The 15,905-nt window shown below is 64.0% G+C and carries 14 protein-coding genes; 8 read left to right on the forward strand and 6 right to left on the reverse strand.

The features are described from left to right. Positions 1 to 7 precede the first annotated feature (7 nt). Complete coding sequence (locus tag AC1D1B_RS29095) at positions 8 to 1,054, reverse strand: endonuclease/exonuclease/phosphatase family protein (RefSeq protein ID WP_477336667.1); 1,047 nt, start codon at positions 1,052 to 1,054, stop codon at positions 8 to 10. 259 nt (positions 1,055 to 1,313) lie between these two features. Between AC1D1B_RS29095 and AC1D1B_RS29100 the strand changes: the two genes are divergently transcribed. The 5 genes from AC1D1B_RS29100 to AC1D1B_RS29120 all read left to right on the forward strand — a co-directional run bounded on the left by AC1D1B_RS29100 (position 1,314) and on the right by AC1D1B_RS29120 (position 6,591). Further along, positions 1,314 to 2,666: an extracellular solute-binding protein gene (locus AC1D1B_RS29100; protein ID WP_477263191.1), complete on the forward strand. Its 1,353-nt coding sequence runs from the start codon at positions 1,314 to 1,316 to the stop codon at positions 2,664 to 2,666. 123 nt (positions 2,667 to 2,789) lie between these two features. Next, entirely contained in the window at positions 2,790 to 3,674 is an 885-nt protein-coding gene (locus tag AC1D1B_RS29105) for a carbohydrate ABC transporter permease (RefSeq protein ID WP_477336669.1), read from the forward strand. Positions 3,675 to 3,681: 7 nt separating this feature from the next. Beyond that, positions 3,682 to 4,596, forward strand: coding sequence for an ABC transporter permease subunit (locus AC1D1B_RS29110; protein WP_477336671.1), 915 nt, complete (start codon positions 3,682 to 3,684; stop codon positions 4,594 to 4,596). Between the two features lie 14 nt (positions 4,597 to 4,610). Then, positions 4,611 to 5,711 (forward strand): sn-glycerol-3-phosphate ABC transporter ATP-binding protein UgpC, encoded by a 1,101-nt coding sequence (ugpC, locus tag AC1D1B_RS29115; RefSeq protein WP_477336673.1) that lies wholly within the window; start codon positions 4,611 to 4,613, stop codon positions 5,709 to 5,711. A 76-nt stretch (positions 5,712 to 5,787) separates the two neighbouring features. Next, entirely contained in the window at positions 5,788 to 6,591 is an 804-nt protein-coding gene (locus AC1D1B_RS29120) for a phosphodiesterase (protein ID WP_477336675.1), read from the forward strand. Positions 6,592 to 6,601: 10 nt separating this feature from the next. Here the strand turns inward: AC1D1B_RS29120 and AC1D1B_RS29125 are convergent, their stop codons facing one another. From AC1D1B_RS29125 to AC1D1B_RS29135, 3 genes are all read right to left on the reverse strand, one after another. After that, a complete protein-coding gene (locus AC1D1B_RS29125) occupies positions 6,602 to 7,684 on the reverse strand; it encodes an ABC transporter ATP-binding protein (RefSeq protein ID WP_477336677.1) in 1,083 nt (360 codons plus the stop codon). After that, positions 7,681 to 9,255, reverse strand: a complete 1,575-nt coding sequence (locus AC1D1B_RS29130; RefSeq protein WP_477336679.1) for an ABC transporter permease — start codon at positions 9,253 to 9,255, stop codon at positions 7,681 to 7,683. The genes AC1D1B_RS29125 and AC1D1B_RS29130 overlap by 4 nt, the downstream gene beginning before the upstream one ends. 154 nt (positions 9,256 to 9,409) lie before the next feature. Then, on the reverse strand, positions 9,410 to 10,417 hold the full coding sequence (locus AC1D1B_RS29135; RefSeq protein ID WP_477336681.1) for an iron ABC transporter substrate-binding protein: 1,008 nt from the start codon (positions 10,415 to 10,417) through the stop codon (positions 9,410 to 9,412). 201 nt (positions 10,418 to 10,618) lie between these two features. On the opposite strand from AC1D1B_RS29135, the gene AC1D1B_RS29140 reads away from it, so the two are divergent. The 3 genes from AC1D1B_RS29140 to AC1D1B_RS29150 all read left to right on the forward strand — a co-directional run bounded on the left by AC1D1B_RS29140 (position 10,619) and on the right by AC1D1B_RS29150 (position 13,930). Continuing rightward, on the forward strand, positions 10,619 to 11,155 hold the full coding sequence (locus tag AC1D1B_RS29140; RefSeq protein ID WP_112562252.1) for a sigma-70 family RNA polymerase sigma factor: 537 nt from the start codon (positions 10,619 to 10,621) through the stop codon (positions 11,153 to 11,155). Between the two features lies 1 nt (position 11,156). Next, positions 11,157 to 11,795: an NrsF family protein gene (locus AC1D1B_RS29145; protein ID WP_477336683.1), complete on the forward strand. Its 639-nt coding sequence runs from the start codon at positions 11,157 to 11,159 to the stop codon at positions 11,793 to 11,795. Between the two features lie 200 nt (positions 11,796 to 11,995). Then, positions 11,996 to 13,930 (forward strand): PAS domain S-box protein, encoded by a 1,935-nt coding sequence (locus AC1D1B_RS29150; RefSeq protein WP_477336685.1) that lies wholly within the window; start codon positions 11,996 to 11,998, stop codon positions 13,928 to 13,930. A gap of 28 nt (positions 13,931 to 13,958) precedes the next feature. On the opposite strand, the gene AC1D1B_RS29155 is transcribed toward AC1D1B_RS29150, so the two are convergent. Beyond that, entirely contained in the window at positions 13,959 to 14,837 is an 879-nt protein-coding gene (locus AC1D1B_RS29155) for a 3-hydroxybutyryl-CoA dehydrogenase (protein WP_181061792.1), read from the reverse strand. A 120-nt stretch (positions 14,838 to 14,957) separates the two neighbouring features. Next, the gene (locus AC1D1B_RS29160; RefSeq protein WP_477336688.1) at positions 14,958 to 15,887 is read right to left on the reverse strand and encodes an electron transfer flavoprotein subunit alpha/FixB family protein; all 930 of its coding nucleotides are present in this window, start codon (positions 15,885 to 15,887) and stop codon (positions 14,958 to 14,960) included. Between the last annotated feature and the right edge of the window lie 18 nt (positions 15,888 to 15,905).

Genomic DNA, 15,905 nt, shown 5'->3' on the forward strand with positions numbered 1-15,905 from the left:
TCTTTTTTCATTCCAGGCGGACGGTCACGAGCAGCGCTTCGTGATCGGAGCTCGGGCGGCCATCCGGCAACACCGCGGGCAGAACCGCCGGGGCGCTTGCCGCAAGGCCACGGGTGAAGAACCAGTCGATGCGGCCGATCGGCGCCGGATTGCCGGCCTCGCGCCGCTGTGTCGGCACATCGAGATTGTTGGCTGCCTGCCAGCCATAGCCGCGCCCTGCAAGGACTTCGAACAGTGGTTCGTGGCGTTCGACGTCATCGATCAGCCGGCCGGGCTCGGCCGCGATGCGCGCTCGCCATGCGGCAGGATCGTCATTGCGTTCCTCATGGGTGGCGGTCAGCGTGTTGAAGTCGCCGCCGATCAGCACCGGCGCCTCGGGATCGTATCTGTCGATGGCATCGAGGAGGTGGCGGGTCTGGTCAGCCCTGCCGGCAGGATCGGTGCGGTTTTCGAGACGCACCGAGACGACCGTAATTCGACGGTCGCCGAGCTGCACCTGGCCGCCGATCGCCATGCGGCCGCCGATGCGCGGCTGGCCACGCTCCGGCCGGAACCAGCCGCCGGCGGCGTCGAGACGCACCAGAAAGGGCCGCTGCAAAGGCACCGCGCTGGTCACGGCGTTGCCGTGGAAGCCTTCGCTGTTCACGGCGGCTTCGCCAGTTGTTGCGCGCTCGGCCTCGTTACCGCCGCCGAGCTCGACGAACTCGACGCCATAAGCATAGGTGTGGCCGAGCCGGTCAGCCAGCGTCCGCAATGGATGGCCATTGCCGGAGCGCACCATGCCGTTGTCGACCTCAGACAAAAGCACCACGTCGGGAGCCTGGGCGGCAAGCGTTGCGGCGATGGCATCGCCATGGCGCAGCCGCTCGACATTCCAAGCCACCACTTTCAGGGTGTCGCCGGCCTTCTCGCGCGACGCCGTGCCGCCGATCTCGACCTGACCGAGCGCCGGTATGGCGGCCGCATGGCGCAGATGGGTGGCGCTGTCACGGGGGCCCTCAAGCATCGCCTGGCGGTCGGCGGCGGGCACATGCGTCAATTGCTGGACCAGCATTCGTGTCTCCACTTAAGCCCGTCACCAGATCGGACATCTTAGCCGGGTAATCATTCTTGCGGCGGGGTCTTTACGCCATTCCGAGCTGCCCTAGCTACCTAGAGCGCCGATGTGACGGTTTCATGCCGTCGAGGAGGAGAGACCGGCTGTCCACAGGCCCGAAAAAGGCACAACAGAACTGTCACATACCTTCTCTATGAGAGCGGCAAGGGACTTGCGCAAGCCTGATGTCATCAGCCACTCAAGAGGGATAAAATCCATGTCGATCTTCAAGCAGGGCCTAGCTGCCCTTGCCGCCGGCGCCTTCAGCATCGCGCTGGCGCAGCCGGCCGCCGCGGAACCGGTCAAATTCGATTTCTGGTTCGGCCTTTCGGGCGACCTCGCCCGCGTTGTCGATACGCTGTGCAAGAACTTCAACGCATCGCAAGCCGACTATGAAGTCGTCTGTACCAGCCAGGGCAATTACGACGCCACGCTGCAGAACACCATTGCCGCTTTCCGCGCCGGCAAGCAGCCCGCCGTCGTGCAGGTCTATGACGTCGGCACCGCCACCATGATGCTGTCGGGCGCCTACAAGCCCGCCGACAAGCTGATGGAAGAAAACGGCTACAAGATCGACTACGCCGACTATTTCCCCGGCATCGCCCGCTACTACGCGACGTCGAAGGGCGAGATGCTGTCGTTCCCGTTCAATTCCTCGACGGCGCTGATGTACTGGAACAAGGACGCCTTCGCCAAGATCGGCAAGACCGAGGCGCCGAAGACCTGGGAAGATGTCGGCGCCGACCTGCAGGCCATGAAGGACGCTGGCTATGAATGCCCAATGGCAATCAACATCTCGGCCAATGAAAGCTGGCAGTTGATGGAGCAGTTCTCGGCCATCCACAACCAGCCGATCGCGACCAAGAACAACGGCTATGACGGCCTCGATGCGCGTCTGGAAGTCAACAAGACCAAGTTCGTCCAGTACGTCACCGATCTGAAGAAGTGGTATGACGCCGGCCTGATCAAGATCAAGTCCAAGGATCTCGGCCAGGATATGGTCCAGGCCTTCGCCTCCGGCACCTGCCAGGTCATCATGACCTCTGTCGGCGACCACGGCACCGTCGGCAAGACGCAGAAGGAAGGCATGAACTGGGATGTCGCCGAACTGCCGGTCTATGCCGGTACCGAGCGCAAGAACTCGCTCGTCGGCGGCGCGTCGCTGTGGGTGCTCTCCGGCAAGTCGGATGCCGAATACAAGGGCGCTGCCGCGTTCCTGAACTTCATCCACGACCCCAAGACGGCTTTGTTCTGGTCGACCAACACCGGCTATATCCCGGTGACCAAGTCGGGCTTCGACTACATGAAGGGCCAGGGCTTCTACGACAAGGCGCCCTACAAGGGCCGTGAAACCGCGATCGCCAGCCTGACCGCGTCCGAGCCGACCGAAATCACCCGCGGCATCCGCCTGGGCAACTTCACCCAGATCCGCGCCGAGTTCGGCACCCAGATGCAGGCCATTTTCGCCAACAAGGTCAGTGTCCAGGAAGGCCTCGACACACTGGTCAAGAATGGCGACGCCATCCTCGATCGCTTCCAGCAGACCTATCCGGGCAAGACCCTGCCCTGATCGCCTGAGGACTTCAGGGCCGCCCGTCACTTTCCGAGCATCGTGCCAGGGTCGACGGGCGGCCATTTCGTTATTAACCTCACCTTGCACTAAGCCAGCTGTCAGGCGGGCGTCGGCGGACCGATGGAAAAACGCGTTACCTTCAGCAGGTGGACTATCGGCATCCTTTTCGCGGTGCCGCAGTTGTTGCTGATCTTCACCTTCTTCTACTGGCCGGCCGGCCAAGCCGTGTACTGGTCGCTGACGCTGCAGCAGCCCTGGGGCGGCGGCAACATCTGGGTCGGGCTCGACAATTTCCGCTCGATCCTGTCCAACGCCGACTACTGGAACTCGATCAGCGCCAGCCTCATCTTTGCCGGCATCAGCACCGGGCTGGCGATGTTCATCGCGCTTGTGCTCGCCGCACTTACCGACCGCCAGCTTGCCGGATCGCGCCTCTACCGCGTGGTGCTGATCTGGCCCTACGGCATCGCCGCACCGGCACTGGCGATGGCGTTTCGGTTCATCCTGGCGCCTGAAGCCGGCTTCATGGCCGTCGTCAACCAGATGTGGCCCGGCTTCTGGGACCCCGGCCTCGACGGCACCGACGCCATGGCCTCGATCATCGTCGCCTTTTCGTGGAAATATGTCGGCTATAACTTCATCTTCTTCCTCGCCGCGTTCCAGGCCATTCCGCGGTCGCTGATCGAGGCGGCGGCGATGGACGGCTCCGGCGTCATCAGGCGGTTCTGGGACATCCAGTTCCCTTTGATCACGCCGACGATCTTCTTCCTTTTGGTCATCAACATCACCGAAAGCTTCCAGGATTCCTTCGGCATTGTCGACATCATGACCTCGGGCGGTCCGGCCAACGCCACCAATCTGATGGTCTACAAGATCTATTCCGACGGCTTCAAAGGGCTCGATTATTCGGGCGCCGCCGCACAGAGCATCATCCTGATGCTGCTCATCGTCGTGCTGACCATTTTCCAGTTCCGCTTCATCGAGCGGCGCGTGCACTACAGGTGAGGCGGATATGGTAGAGCGAACCCCGTTCCTCAATTTTTTCACCCATGTGATCCTGTTCGTCGGCTTCGTGTTTTGCATCGCGCCGTTCGTGGTCGTGATCATCGCTGCGTCGCACAACCTCAAGGACGTCAATGACGTGCCGATGTCGCTGCTGCCGGGCAACGACTTCTGGGTCAACATCAAGACGGCGTGGACGACGGCCGACCTCGGCCCCAAGCTTTTGAACAGCTTCATCATGGCTGCCGGCGTCGCCGCCGGCAAAGTGATCATCTCGGCGCTGACCGCCTTCTCAATCGTCTATTTCCGCTATCCCGGCCGCACCTTCATCTTCTGGCTGATCTTCGTGACGCTGATGCTGCCGCTGGAAGTGCGCATCGTGCCGACCTATGCGGTCGTCGCCAATGTGCTGTCGCCCTACCAGACCATCCTCGATATCACCGGCCTGACCTGGCTGATCGAGAAGGTGTCGGGCGTCCAGGTTTCGCTCAGCCTTGGGCTGCTCAATTCCTACACCGGACTGATCCTGCCGCTGATCGCCACCGCCACCGGCACTTTCCTCTACCGGCAGTTCTTCCTGACGGTTCCCGATGAGCTGACAGAGGCGGCACGCATGGACGGCGCCGGCCCGCTGCGCTTCTTCATCGATATCCTTTTGCCGCTGTCGCGCAACAACATGGCCGCGCTCGGCACCATCATGTTCCTGTGGGCGTGGAACCAGTATCTGTGGCCGCTGCTGATCACGACCGACCAGTCGCATGCGACAGCGGTGACCGAACTGAAGCAGCTCATTCCGAACGTCGGCGGCATACCGGAATGGAACATCGCCATGGCCGGCACGCTTATCGTCATGCTGCCGCCGCTGATCGTCGTTGTCGCCATGCAGCGCTGGTTCGTGCGCGGCCTGATCGCTACCGAAAAATAACAAGGAGACGGCCAATGGCCTCCATCACCATTCGCGACGTCACAAAGAGCTACGCCAAGATGCAGGTCGTGCATGGCGTCGATCTCGACATTGCCACGGGCGATTTTGTCGTCATCCTCGGCCCGTCGGGCTGCGGCAAGTCCACGCTGCTGCGCATGATCGCCGGGCTGGAGGATATTTCCGGCGGCACGATCGCCATCGACGGCACCGTCGTCAACAAGCTCGAGCCGCGCGAGCGCGGCTGTGCCATGGTGTTCCAGAACTACGCCCTCTATCCGCATATGAGCGTGGCGCAGAACATCGGCTATTCGCTGAAGGTCGCCGGTGTACCCGCCGCTGAACGGACCCAGCGCATCCAGGCGGTTGCCCGCACGCTGGAGCTTGAGCATCTGCTTGACCGCAAGCCGATGGCGCTGTCCGGCGGCCAGCGTCAGCGCGTCGCCATGGGCCGCGCCATGATCCGCGAGCCGAAGGTGTTCTTGTTCGATGAACCGCTGTCCAATCTCGACGCCAAGCTGCGCGTCCAGATGCGCTCGGAAATCCGCAAGCTGCATCGCCGGCTCGCCGCCACCTCGGTGTTCGTCACCCACGACCAGGTCGAGGCGATGACGCTGGCCGACAAGCTGGTGGTGATGAATGGCGGTCGTGTCGAGCAGGTTGGCACGCCGGCCGAAGTCTACAGCCGGCCGGCGAGCCGCTTCGTCGCCACCTTCGTCGGCGCGCCGGCAATGAACATGCTTGAAGGCACGGTGACGCTCGACGGCCTGTCGCTGCTTGGCGACAGCCGCAAGCTCAACGTTTCGCGCACGGGCCTTCCCGTAGGCTCCAAGGTTGCGGTTGGCATCCGGCCGGAGTCCGTACGCCTGGTTGCGGCGGGCACGCCAGGCGCTCTGGAAGCGACCGTCGATCTCGTCGAAGAACTCGGCGCCGGCCGTGTGGTCTATGTCGATCTCGACGGCGCACCGTTTTCGGTGGTGACATCGGAGACAGTCCATCCGGTGCCGGGCAGCGCAGTCGGCCTGCAGTTTGCCGAAGCCGACCTGCACTTCTTCTCGTCCGAGACCGGAGCCCGGCTCGACGTGTTCAAGGCGTCGGTGCCGGAACCGGCACTCTGATTCTTACAGGCCATCGGCAAGTGCCTTCCCGTCCGCTCAGGATGAACGGCAAAGCAGTCTCCCAAGGAAAAGTCACATGAAGATCATCCAGGTCACCGATGTCCATTTGGGACGGCGCGGCGAGATCCGCTACGGCGTCGACCTGCATGAACGGCTCGACCGCTGCATCGACCACATCAATGCCCGCCATGGCGATGCCGCCTTTTGCGTGTTCAGCGGCGACCTGACCGAAACCGGAGCGCCCGAGAGCTATGCCGATCTCAAATCGGCCTTGAGCCGGCTTTCGCTGCCGTACCGGCTGCTGCCGGGAAACCACGACAGGCGCGCCAATCTCGTCGCGGCATTTCCCGAAAACCCGACCGACGACAATGGCTTCGTGCAGTCGGTCTTCGACACTCCGGACGCGTCGCTGCTGTTCCTCGATAGCCTGGCGGAAGGCCGCGTCACCGGCGAATTCTGCGACAAGCGGCTTGCCTGGCTCGACGCGCGGCTCACTGAGGCAGCTGGGAGGCCGGCCTACATCTTCCTGCATCATCCGCCGGTCGAGCTCGGCCTGCCGCTGCTCGACCCGCTCGGGCTGGAACAGCCGCGGCGCTTCCTCCAGCTTTTGACGCGCCACGGCAATGTCGGCCATATCTTCTTCGGCCATGTTCATCGCGACATTGCTGGCTCGGTCGCCGGCATCCCGTTCACCGCGCAGCGCGGCCTGCATGCCCGTTTCATGCTTGACCTCGTCGGCGAGGAGGTCGTGGAGCAGGCGCCGCCGACCTACGGTATCATTCTTATCGATGCCGCCGCCCGACGGCTGGTCGTGCACAACAACGATTTTCTCGAGACTTGGCCGCTCTGGTCACCGGCGACGGGCCAGAGGGTTCTCTAGACCAGTTCAGTCAGGTGAAAACGTGCGCCTTGCCGGAGACGGTCAGCCGCACGATCTCGCCGACCGCCGGCGCATCGATGCCCGGCTTGCGCAGCATCAGCGGCGTGTTGCCTATTGCCGCGGCATCGGGCGGATCGGGGTTGTTCAACAACCGCACCGCAATCGTGCACATCGAGCCGGCGAACTCCGAGTCCGTCACCTCGGCGAAGATCGTGCCCGGCGGGCCCGACATGCCTTCGCGCGACGTGCGGTTCACCTGCACCTGCTCCGGCCGCAGCATGATGCGGGCGATGTCGCGACGCTCCTTCGAGTCGACGGCAATGCGGCCGAGCGAGGAGGTGGCAAAGCCGCCTGAAATCTTTGCCGGCAGGATGATGGCGTCGCCAAGGAACTCGGCGACCATGCGGTCCTTCGGCTGCATATAGAGTTCACGCGGCGTGCCGATCTGCGAGAATTTTCCGTCTCGCATCACCGCGACCTGGCTGGCGAAGGACAGCGCCTCGGCCTGGTCGTGGGTGACCAGGATGGTGGTGATGCCCGCGGCTTCGAGCAGTTCGGCGACTGCCTTGCGCATCGAGGCGCGCAGCCCTGTGTCGAGCGCCGAAAACGGCTCGTCGAGCAACATCAGCCTGGGCTTCATCGCCATGGCGCGGGCCAGCGCCACGCGCTGCTGCTGGCCGCCGGAGAGCTGGTGCGGACGGCGTTTGAGGATCGCCTTGTCGAGCCCGACCGTATAGGCGAGATCGGCGATGCGCTCGGCGCGCTGGTCCTCGCCGCGGGCCATGCCAAAGCCGATATTGTCGCCGATGCTGAGATGCGGGAACAGGGCGCCGTCCTGCGCCACCAGGCCGATGCCGCGGCGGTGCGCCGGCACCGCATGGCCGCCATTGGCCAGCACTTCGCCGTCGAGCACGACGCGCCCTTGGTCCGGCGCCTCGAAGCCGGCGATCAGCCGCAGCAACGTCGTCTTGCCGCAGCCGGAGGGGCCGACGATCGCGGTGCGGCTGCCGCTGGCGACGCTGAGGTCGATGCCGGCAAGGGCGGCGACCGGGCCGTAATGCTTGGTGAGGCCGCTGATTTCGAGGAAGCTCATCGTCCGGCCATCCGTTTCGACTGGACATAGAGTAGCCAGGTCAGCGGCAGCGACATCGCCACCATGATGAAGGCGTAAGGCGCTGCCGAGGCATAGTCGATCTCGCCGCTATAGGACCAGAACGCCATCGCCAGCGTGCGCGTACCGTTGGGCGCCAGCATCTGGGTGGCGGTCAACTCATTCATGATGCCGAGCGCGACTAGCGCCATGCCGGCGGCGGCGCCTGGAGCCGACAGACGGATTGTTGTTGACCACAGCGCTTTCAGCGGCGGCCGGCCAAGGCTGGCGGCGGCACGTTCAAGCTCGATCGGCGCCTGTGCGATCGATGCCCGGAGGCTGATCAGCGCGCGGGGCAGGAACATCAGGGCATAAGCGACCAGGATGGTGAACAGCGTCTGGTAGAGAGGCATGGCGACGCGCACGGTGATGGTGACCAGCGCCAGCGCGATGACGACACCGGGCAGCGCTCCGACAATGTAGTTGCAGCCCTCGAGCAGTCGCTGCAGCGGGCCCGGCGCGCGGATCGAGATCCATGCCATCGGCATGGCGGCGATGGTCGCAAGCACGGCACCGGCGAGCGCCAGGAACAGCGTCTGGCCAAGCGCCAGGCCGATCTCGTCGAACCGCCAGACATCGGCGCCGCCGGCGACCAGCCAGCGGCCGATGGTGACGAAGGGCACGCCGATGGCGAGCAGCGTGGTGACGGCGGGCAGAGCCAGGCAGGGCAGCGTGGCGCGTCCGAGCCTCGTGCGCTGCCGATGGCGCGCCGCGCCCGAGCCGACGCGGGCATAGCGTTCTTCGCCGCGCACCAGCACCTCGAGAGCGAGCAGCACGAAGCAGCAGGTCACCAGAACGCCGGCCAACATGTTGGCGGCGGGGCCGTTGAAGGTCGACTGGAACTGGTCGACAATCGCGGTGGTGAAAGTGTCGAAGCGGATGAAGACGTAGAGGCCGTATTCGGCCAACAGATGCAGGCCGACCAGCAGCGCACCGCCGCAAATGGCGAGCCTGAGTTGCGGCAGCACAACACGCCTGAACACGCGCCACGGTCCGAGGCCCAACGCCGCGGCAGCGTCCTCCAAAGCAGGGTCGAGCCGGCGCAGGGCTGCCGCGATCGGCAGATAGAGGAACGGGAAATAGGCGATCACGGAGACGAGCACGCCGGCCCATAGGCCGTGCAGTCCCGGCACCAGGGTAATCCAGGCGTAGGAATGCACGAAGGCGGGGATGGCGAGCGGCGCCACCGCGAGCCAGGCCCACAGCCTGGCGCCGGGCAAGTCGCTGCGCTCGGTCAGCCAGGCCAGCGCTATCGACAACATGATGGCGATCGGCACGGTGAGCGCTACCAGCAGCACGGTGTTGACCAGGAGTTCGCCGACGCGCGGCCGGAAGACCAGCGCCGAGACGGTGTCCCAGCCGGTCTGCACCGCAATCCAGATGATGAAGGCGAGCGGCAGCAGCGACAGCAGCGAGACGATGATGGCGGCAAGCGCGATCCAGGACATGGGTTGTCGGTGGCGCGACCGCCCGGCTGCAGGGCCTGAACGTGCGAGATCGATCGCAGATTGCATCAGCTCGACCGCGCCACTGCCGCCGGGGCGGGGGCGCCGCAGGTGCGGCCGGAAACGCAATGTGTCGTCATGGACGAAGCCATCTCGAAAACAGAGCGCTCCTGCGGAAAGCCCCGCAGGAGCGCAATCGTTGCCCTTTTAGGACGAACCCAGACTAAAGCAAGCCGGCTGCCGTCATCAGATCGGTCACCTTCTTGGAGTTCAGGGTCGCCGGGTCGACCTTCGGCGCCTGCAGGTCGGCCAGCGGCACCAGCTTGGGATTGGACTGCGCGTCCTTGCCGACTGCGTATTCGAAGGACGTGCCGGTCTTCAGCACGTCCTGGCCGCCCTTGCCGGTCACCCATTTCAGGAACGCCTGAGCTTCCTTCTGGTGCTTGCTCGAGGCCAGAACGCCGCCGCCGGAGATCGAGACGAAGGCGCCGGGATCCTGGTTCTTGAAATAATGCAGTTCGACGTTCTTGCTGTTTTCGCCGGTCTTGGCCTGATCGCCGAAATAGTAATAGTGATAGATCACGCCGCCTTCGATCTCGCCGGCATTGACCGCCTTCATCACTGTGCCGTTGCCTTTATAGGCTGTGAAGTTCTCCTTCATCGCCTTCAGCCAGTCGGCGGTTGCGGCTTCGCCGTTGAGCTCGAGCAGCGCGCTGACGATGGCCTGGAAATCGGCGCCAGAGGGCGAAGCGGCCCAGCGGCCTTTCCAGCTCGGATCGGCGAGATCGAGCATCGATTTGGGCAGCTGGTCGGCGGTGAGCTTGGTCTTGTTGTAGGCAAAGACGGTGCTGCGCGCCGCGACACCCACCCATTTGCCGCTGCTTGGCCGGTAATCAGCCGGGACTTGGGCAAGCGTATCAGCGTCGACGGGCGCAAACAGGCCCGCGGCTTCGACCAGGGTCATGGCCGGGGAGTTCTCGGTCAGGAACACGTCGGCCGGCGAAGAAGCGCCCTCGGCGACGATCTGGTTGGAGAAATCGCTGTCGCCGCCATTGCGCAGCGTGACCTTGATGCCGGTTTCCTTGGTGAAGCCTTTGACCCATTCCTTGGCGAGGCTTTCATGCTGGGCATTGTAGACGATAATGCCGGCGTCCGCGGCCATTGCCGGGCCCCCAATCAGGCTCACCGCTAGCGCGGCAGCGCCGATCAAAGTGGAGAGGGCATATCTCATGGGGCGTCGTCCTCGATCTGGTTTTTCTGGGTACGGCTGCTCCTACCAATACCTGATTACCATAGTCAACATTGGCGGGCTGCTTCAATCGGTCGCCCGGCTGCAAACTTTCGTGATTTTGCGGCACTTTGGCTTGGACATTATTTCGTTGGCCACGTAACAAATCAGCGCCGAAGCGCGAAGATCGGGGAGTGAACTCTTGTGAGCGGCAAGGATGAGGCCGAGCTTTCCCGGCTGATGCGGGCCGCAATCGCGGGAGATGAAAGGGCTTACGCCGACTTTCTGCACCGGATCGCCGCGCTGGTTCGCGGCTTTGTCAGGCGCAAGATCGTACAGGGCGGGGTCGATCCCGAGGATGTCGTGCAGGAAACCTTGCTGGCCATTCATGTGAAACGCCATACCTGGCGCCAGGATGCACCGGTGTTGCCGTGGATCTATGCGATTGCCCGCTTCAAGCTCATCGATGCCTTCCGGCGGCGCGGGCGGCGCATCGAGATCGAGATCGACGAGATCGCCGAGACCTTTGCCGAGCCGGAAACCGAGACGGTCAGCGAACGCGACATCAACCGAGCGCTGGACGGTCTGCCGCCGGCGCAGCGCTCCGTGGTCTCGGCCATATCGGTCGATGGCCGCTCGATCGGCGAGACGGCGGCTAAGCTCGGCGTAAGCGAGACGGCGGTGCGAGTATCGCTGCATCGCGGGCTTGCCGCGATCGCCAAACGGTTCGGGCGGCAGTGACATGAGAACCGAAGATCTGATCAAGGCACTCGACGCCGACACACGCAGCAAGGCGATGCCTTTGCGCTCGGCTTGGTGGATGGCCGCGGCTGCGGCGGCGGTGATCGCTGCGGTGGTCTTCTTTGTCACCATCGGCCCGCGCCCCGACATCATGATCGCCATGCACACGATGCGTTTCCTGGCGAAATTCGTCTTCACCCTCGTGCTTGCCGCCACCGCCTTCGCACTGATCCGGGCACTGTCGACACCGGGCGCTTCGACAGCGAGAGCCGCCGCCTGGATGGCCGCTGCGCCGCTGCTGGTGGCCGTGGCCGTGGCTCTCGAACTGTTCATGGTGCCGGAGCCGATGTGGAGCACGCGCATGGTCGGCTCCAACATGATGATCTGCATGGGCTTCATACCGCTGATCGGGATCGGACCGCTCGCCATCTTCCTGTGGATGCTGCGCTATGGCGCGCCGACGCGGCCGGTGCTGGCCGGCGCGGTCGCGGGCCTGCTCGCCGGCGGCCTGGCGGCGACCTTCTACGCCGCGCACTGCTTCGACGATTCGCCGCTTTTCGTCGCCACCTGGTATACGCTTGCGATCGCCGTCCTTGCCGGGCTCGGCGCGCTCGGGGGACGGTTCTTCGTCCGCTGGTAGCAGGCCTGCAATCGCCGGCAATGATCACCGATCCTTAATCATGCCGGCAATTGTTTGCGGGTTAACCGTGCTGCCGATGGCTCCGGCGCAACCTTTCCTTAAAATCGATCATCCAAGGTTTTCCCCAGAAATGTGTTGCGCACGGGGTGGCATGCACAGTGACGCGATGGAAACGAAAAAGCCTGCGGGCTGACAGTCACGTGGCTTTGGTGCTCGCGGCCGGAGGATTTTGCGCCGCCATGGTGGCGATGCTGCTGTCGCGGATCGACGTCAGCGCCGAAGTGCTCAAGCTCTGCCTGCTGATATCGGTGCCGGTCGCCGCCGTGGCGCTGATACTCGCCGCTTTGTTCATTTACCGGATACTGGACGACCGCCGGCAGATTGCCGAGAGCGAGCAGCGCTTCCGCCGCGCCATGGAGGATTCGGCGATCGGCATCGCAATTGTTGGCCTCGACGGCCGCATCCAAGAAACCAATCCGGCCTTTGCCGCCATGCTCGGCTACAGCAAGGAAGAGATCGAGGCGCTGACCTTCTTCCAGATCACCCATCCCGACGATGTGCAGATCGGCCGCGAGACGATGGACGGCATGCGGGCGGGCACCGTCAACGCCTTCCAGTTCGAAAAGCGTTACCTCAAGAAGGACGGCACACCCGTCTGGTCCCATCTTGCCGGTTCCGTCATTCGCGACGAGAAGAGCGGCCGGCCGCTCTACCTCGTCTCGCAGATCGAGAATATCGACGCGCGCAAGCAATCCGAGGCGCGCATAGCCGAAGCCGAAACGCGCTGGAATTTTGCCCTGGCCAGCGCCGGTCAAGGCGTCTGGGACCTCGACATGCGCAAGGGCGGCACCACCTATTCCGCCACCTGGGTCAAGATGCTGGGCTATGCCGATGGCGAGCTGGACGGCGACCCCGACCGCTGGCTGACTATGATCCACCCCGACGACCGCGAAAACGTGGCCGAAGCCGATCGCGCCCATCTGGAGGGCAAGACACCGTTTTTCGAAGCCGAGTTCAGGATGCGTCACAAGGATGGCCACTGGGTCTGGATCCTCGATCGCGGCAAGACACTGGAACGCGACAGCGAGGGCCGCCTGATCCGGGCCATCGGCAGCCTTACCGACATCACCCAGCGCAAGCAGACCGAGGAAAGCCTGATTGTGTCGGCCGCGGCGCTGGCGGACGAGAAGGAACGGCTTAGGGTGACGCTGCAGTCGATCGGCGACGCGGTCATCTGCACCGATGCCGCCAACCGCATCACCTTCATGAACCCGGTCGCCGAAAAGCTGACGGGCATTGCAGGTGCCGAGGCGCTCGGCAAGACGCTTGGTCATGTCTACTGGGCGGTTGATGAGGAAACCGGGCAACGGATCGGTATGACGCGGCCAGCGCTCGGCGGCGCCAGCCCCGCCGACCAGAACAGCCGCGCCGTCCTCATTCGCCGCGACGACACGCGCTGCAGCATCCGCCAGGTGGTGTCGCCGATCATGAACGACCGCCAGGAGTTCTGCGGCCTGGTCATCGTGTTCCAGGATTTCACCGATGCGCGCGCCTTGCAGCGCCAGCTCGCCTATGCCGCCGCGCATGATGCGCTCACAGGCCTTGCCAACCGCTCAAGCTTCATCCGCACCATGGAGGAACTGGTCGAGCAGAGCCGCAAGGCCGGCGCGAAAAGGCGGTCGGGCGAGCATCATTTCATGTTCATCGATCTCGACCATTTCAAGCTGGTCAACGACACTGGCGGCCATGCCGCGGGCGATGCCCTGCTGAAGCGAGTTGCCGAGGCTATTCGCGGTGCGCTTGGGCCGGAGGATATTGTCGCTCGCCTCGGCGGCGATGAATTCGCGGTCATCCTGAAATCCGGCTCGAGCGCCGGCGCCAGGATTGCCGCACGCTCGATCATCGACGCCGTCCGCAGCCTGCAGTTCAGCTGGGAGGGCCGACCGCATGCGATCGATGCCAGCATCGGGCTGGCGCCGATCCACGCCGGAAGCGGCGAGGTCGACGAGATCATCGCCCGGGCCGATGCCGCCTGCTATGCGGCCAAGGCCGCCGGCCGCGGCTGCGTCTCGGTGGCGCCTGATGATGCCGGGTCAAGCGGTCAGGCCAAGCCGCCGCTTGCGGCGGCGTCCTGACGGCGGAAGGGACTTAGCGTTCTGATGGTTAGCGCGTCGGGACCGGATGCTCGCCGCGATAGTCGTAGAAGCCACGCCCGGTTTTGCGGCCGAGCCAGCCGGCCTCGACATATTTCACCAGCAACGGGCAGGGGCGATACTTCGAGTCCGACAGGCCGTCATGCAGCACCTGCATGATCGACAGACAGGTGTCGAGGCCGATGAAATCGGCCAGCTGTAGCGGTCCCATCGGATGGTTGGCGCCGAGCTTCATGGCGGTGTCGATGGCGTCGACCGAGCCGACGCCCTCATAGAGCGTGTAGATCGCCTCGTTGATCATCGGCAGCAGGATGCGGTTGACGATGAAGGCCGGGAAATCCTCCGAGACGGTAATCGTCTTGTCGAGCTGCTTCACATAGGCCTTGGCCGCCTCGAAAGTCTGGTCCTCGGTGGCGATGCCGCGCACCAGTTCGACCAGCTTCATCAGCGGCACCGGGTTCATGAAATGTATGCCGATGAAACGCTCGGGCCGGTCGGTCTGCGCGGCCAACCGGGTGATCGAGATCGACGACGTGTTGGTCGCCAGGATCGCCTCCGGATTGAGTTGCGGACAGAGCTGGGCGTAAATCTTGCGCTTGACCGTCTCGTCCTCGGTCGCTGCTTCGATCACCAGATCCGCACCGGCGAGATCGGCCATGGCGGGAGCCGCCGAAATGCGTGCCATCGCATCGTTGCGCAGCTTTTCGTCAAGCTTTCCGGAGCCGACCTGGCGGGCCATGTTGCCGCTGACGGTGGCAATGCCCTTTTCGATCCGGTCGGGCGAGACATCGTAGATCAGCACCTTGTAGCCCGAAAGCGCCGACACATGCGCGATGCCGCCGCCCATCTGGCCGGCGCCAATAATGCCGATCGTCTCGATCTTGGCCATTTGCAGCGATCCCGTCGAAAAGGCCTTTGCGGCCTGCTTTTTGTGCAGTGCAAACTAAAAGGGTGGGGCAGCTTCGTCTACCCCACCCTCTCACAATTTAATACGCTTTGGCAGAAAGCGTCAAAGCGCCTTTTGCAGCTCCGGCAGGATGACGAACAGGTCGCCGACCAGGCCGTAATCGGCAACCTGGAAAATCGGCGCCTCCTCGTCCTTGTTGATGGCGACGATGACCTTCGAATCCTTCATGCCGGCAAGGTGCTGGATGGCGCCGGAAATGCCGACGGCGATGTAGAGATCGGGAGCCACGACCTTGCCGGTCTGGCCGACCTGCCAGTCGTTCGGCGCGTAGCCGGCATCGACGGCGGCCCGGGAAGCGCCGACGGCGGCACCGAGCTTGTCGGCGACCGGCAGGATGACTTCCTGGAACTTCTCCGCCGAACCGAGCGCGCGGCCGCCCGAGATGATGATCTTGGCCGAGGTCAACTCCGGACGGTCGGTATCCGACAGCTTGTTCTCGACGAAGGTGGACAGGCCTGGGTTGGCCGCTGCCTTGACGGTCTCGACTGCGGCCGAACCGCCTTCGGGCGCCGCCTGGAAGGAAGCGGTGCGCACGGTGATCACCTTCTTGGCGTCGCTCGACTGCACCGTCTGGATGGCGTTGCCGGCATAGATCGGCCGCTTGAAGGTATCAGGCGAAACCACCTCGATGATTTCCGACACCTGCGCGACATCGAGCAGCGCTGCGACCCGCGGCGCGACGTTTTTGCCCGACGACGTCGCCGGCGCAATGATGGTGTCGTAGGCGCCGGCCAGCGAAACAACCAAGGCTGCCGTTGGTTCGGCGAGGCGCTCGGCCAGCTCGTCGGCTTCCGCCAGCAACACCTTGCTCACGCCCTTCAGCTTGGCGGCGGCATCGGCCGCGCCCTTGGCGCCTTTGCCGGCAACCAGCACATGTACGTCCGAACCGATCTGCAGGGCGGCCGAGAGCGCCTTGGCGGTCTGGTCGGAAAGGCTTGCGTTGTCGTGTTCTGCGATGAGGAGAATGGTCATGTTTTTATCCCTTCCCAG

The organism is Mesorhizobium sp. P2_C5_2 (assembly GCF_056404535.1).

What these genes read in the sequence shown, in the direction of transcription:
- ugpC (WP_477336673.1), top strand. Translation starts at nt 4,611, where the DNA reads ATGGCCTCCATCACCATTCGCGACGTCACAAAGAGCTACGCCAAGATG.
- AC1D1B_RS29130 (WP_477336679.1), bottom strand. Translation starts at nt 9,255, where the DNA reads ATGCAATCTGCGATCGATCTCGCACGTTCAGGCCCTGCAGCCGGGCGG.
- AC1D1B_RS29145 (WP_477336683.1), top strand. Translation starts at nt 11,157, where the DNA reads ATGAGAACCGAAGATCTGATCAAGGCACTCGACGCCGACACACGCAGC.
- AC1D1B_RS29160 (WP_477336688.1), bottom strand. Translation starts at nt 15,887, where the DNA reads ATGACCATTCTCCTCATCGCAGAACACGACAACGCAAGCCTTTCCGAC.
- AC1D1B_RS29120 (WP_477336675.1), top strand. Translation starts at nt 5,788, where the DNA reads ATGAAGATCATCCAGGTCACCGATGTCCATTTGGGACGGCGCGGCGAG.
- AC1D1B_RS29105 (WP_477336669.1), top strand. Translation starts at nt 2,790, where the DNA reads ATGGAAAAACGCGTTACCTTCAGCAGGTGGACTATCGGCATCCTTTTC.
- AC1D1B_RS29155 (WP_181061792.1), bottom strand. Translation starts at nt 14,837, where the DNA reads ATGGCCAAGATCGAGACGATCGGCATTATTGGCGCCGGCCAGATGGGC.
- AC1D1B_RS29125 (WP_477336677.1), bottom strand. Translation starts at nt 7,684, where the DNA reads ATGAGCTTCCTCGAAATCAGCGGCCTCACCAAGCATTACGGCCCGGTC.
- AC1D1B_RS29135 (WP_477336681.1), bottom strand. Translation starts at nt 10,417, where the DNA reads ATGAGATATGCCCTCTCCACTTTGATCGGCGCTGCCGCGCTAGCGGTG.
- AC1D1B_RS29095 (WP_477336667.1), bottom strand. Translation starts at nt 1,054, where the DNA reads ATGCTGGTCCAGCAATTGACGCATGTGCCCGCCGCCGACCGCCAGGCG.
- AC1D1B_RS29110 (WP_477336671.1), top strand. Translation starts at nt 3,682, where the DNA reads ATGGTAGAGCGAACCCCGTTCCTCAATTTTTTCACCCATGTGATCCTG.
- AC1D1B_RS29100 (WP_477263191.1), top strand. Translation starts at nt 1,314, where the DNA reads ATGTCGATCTTCAAGCAGGGCCTAGCTGCCCTTGCCGCCGGCGCCTTC.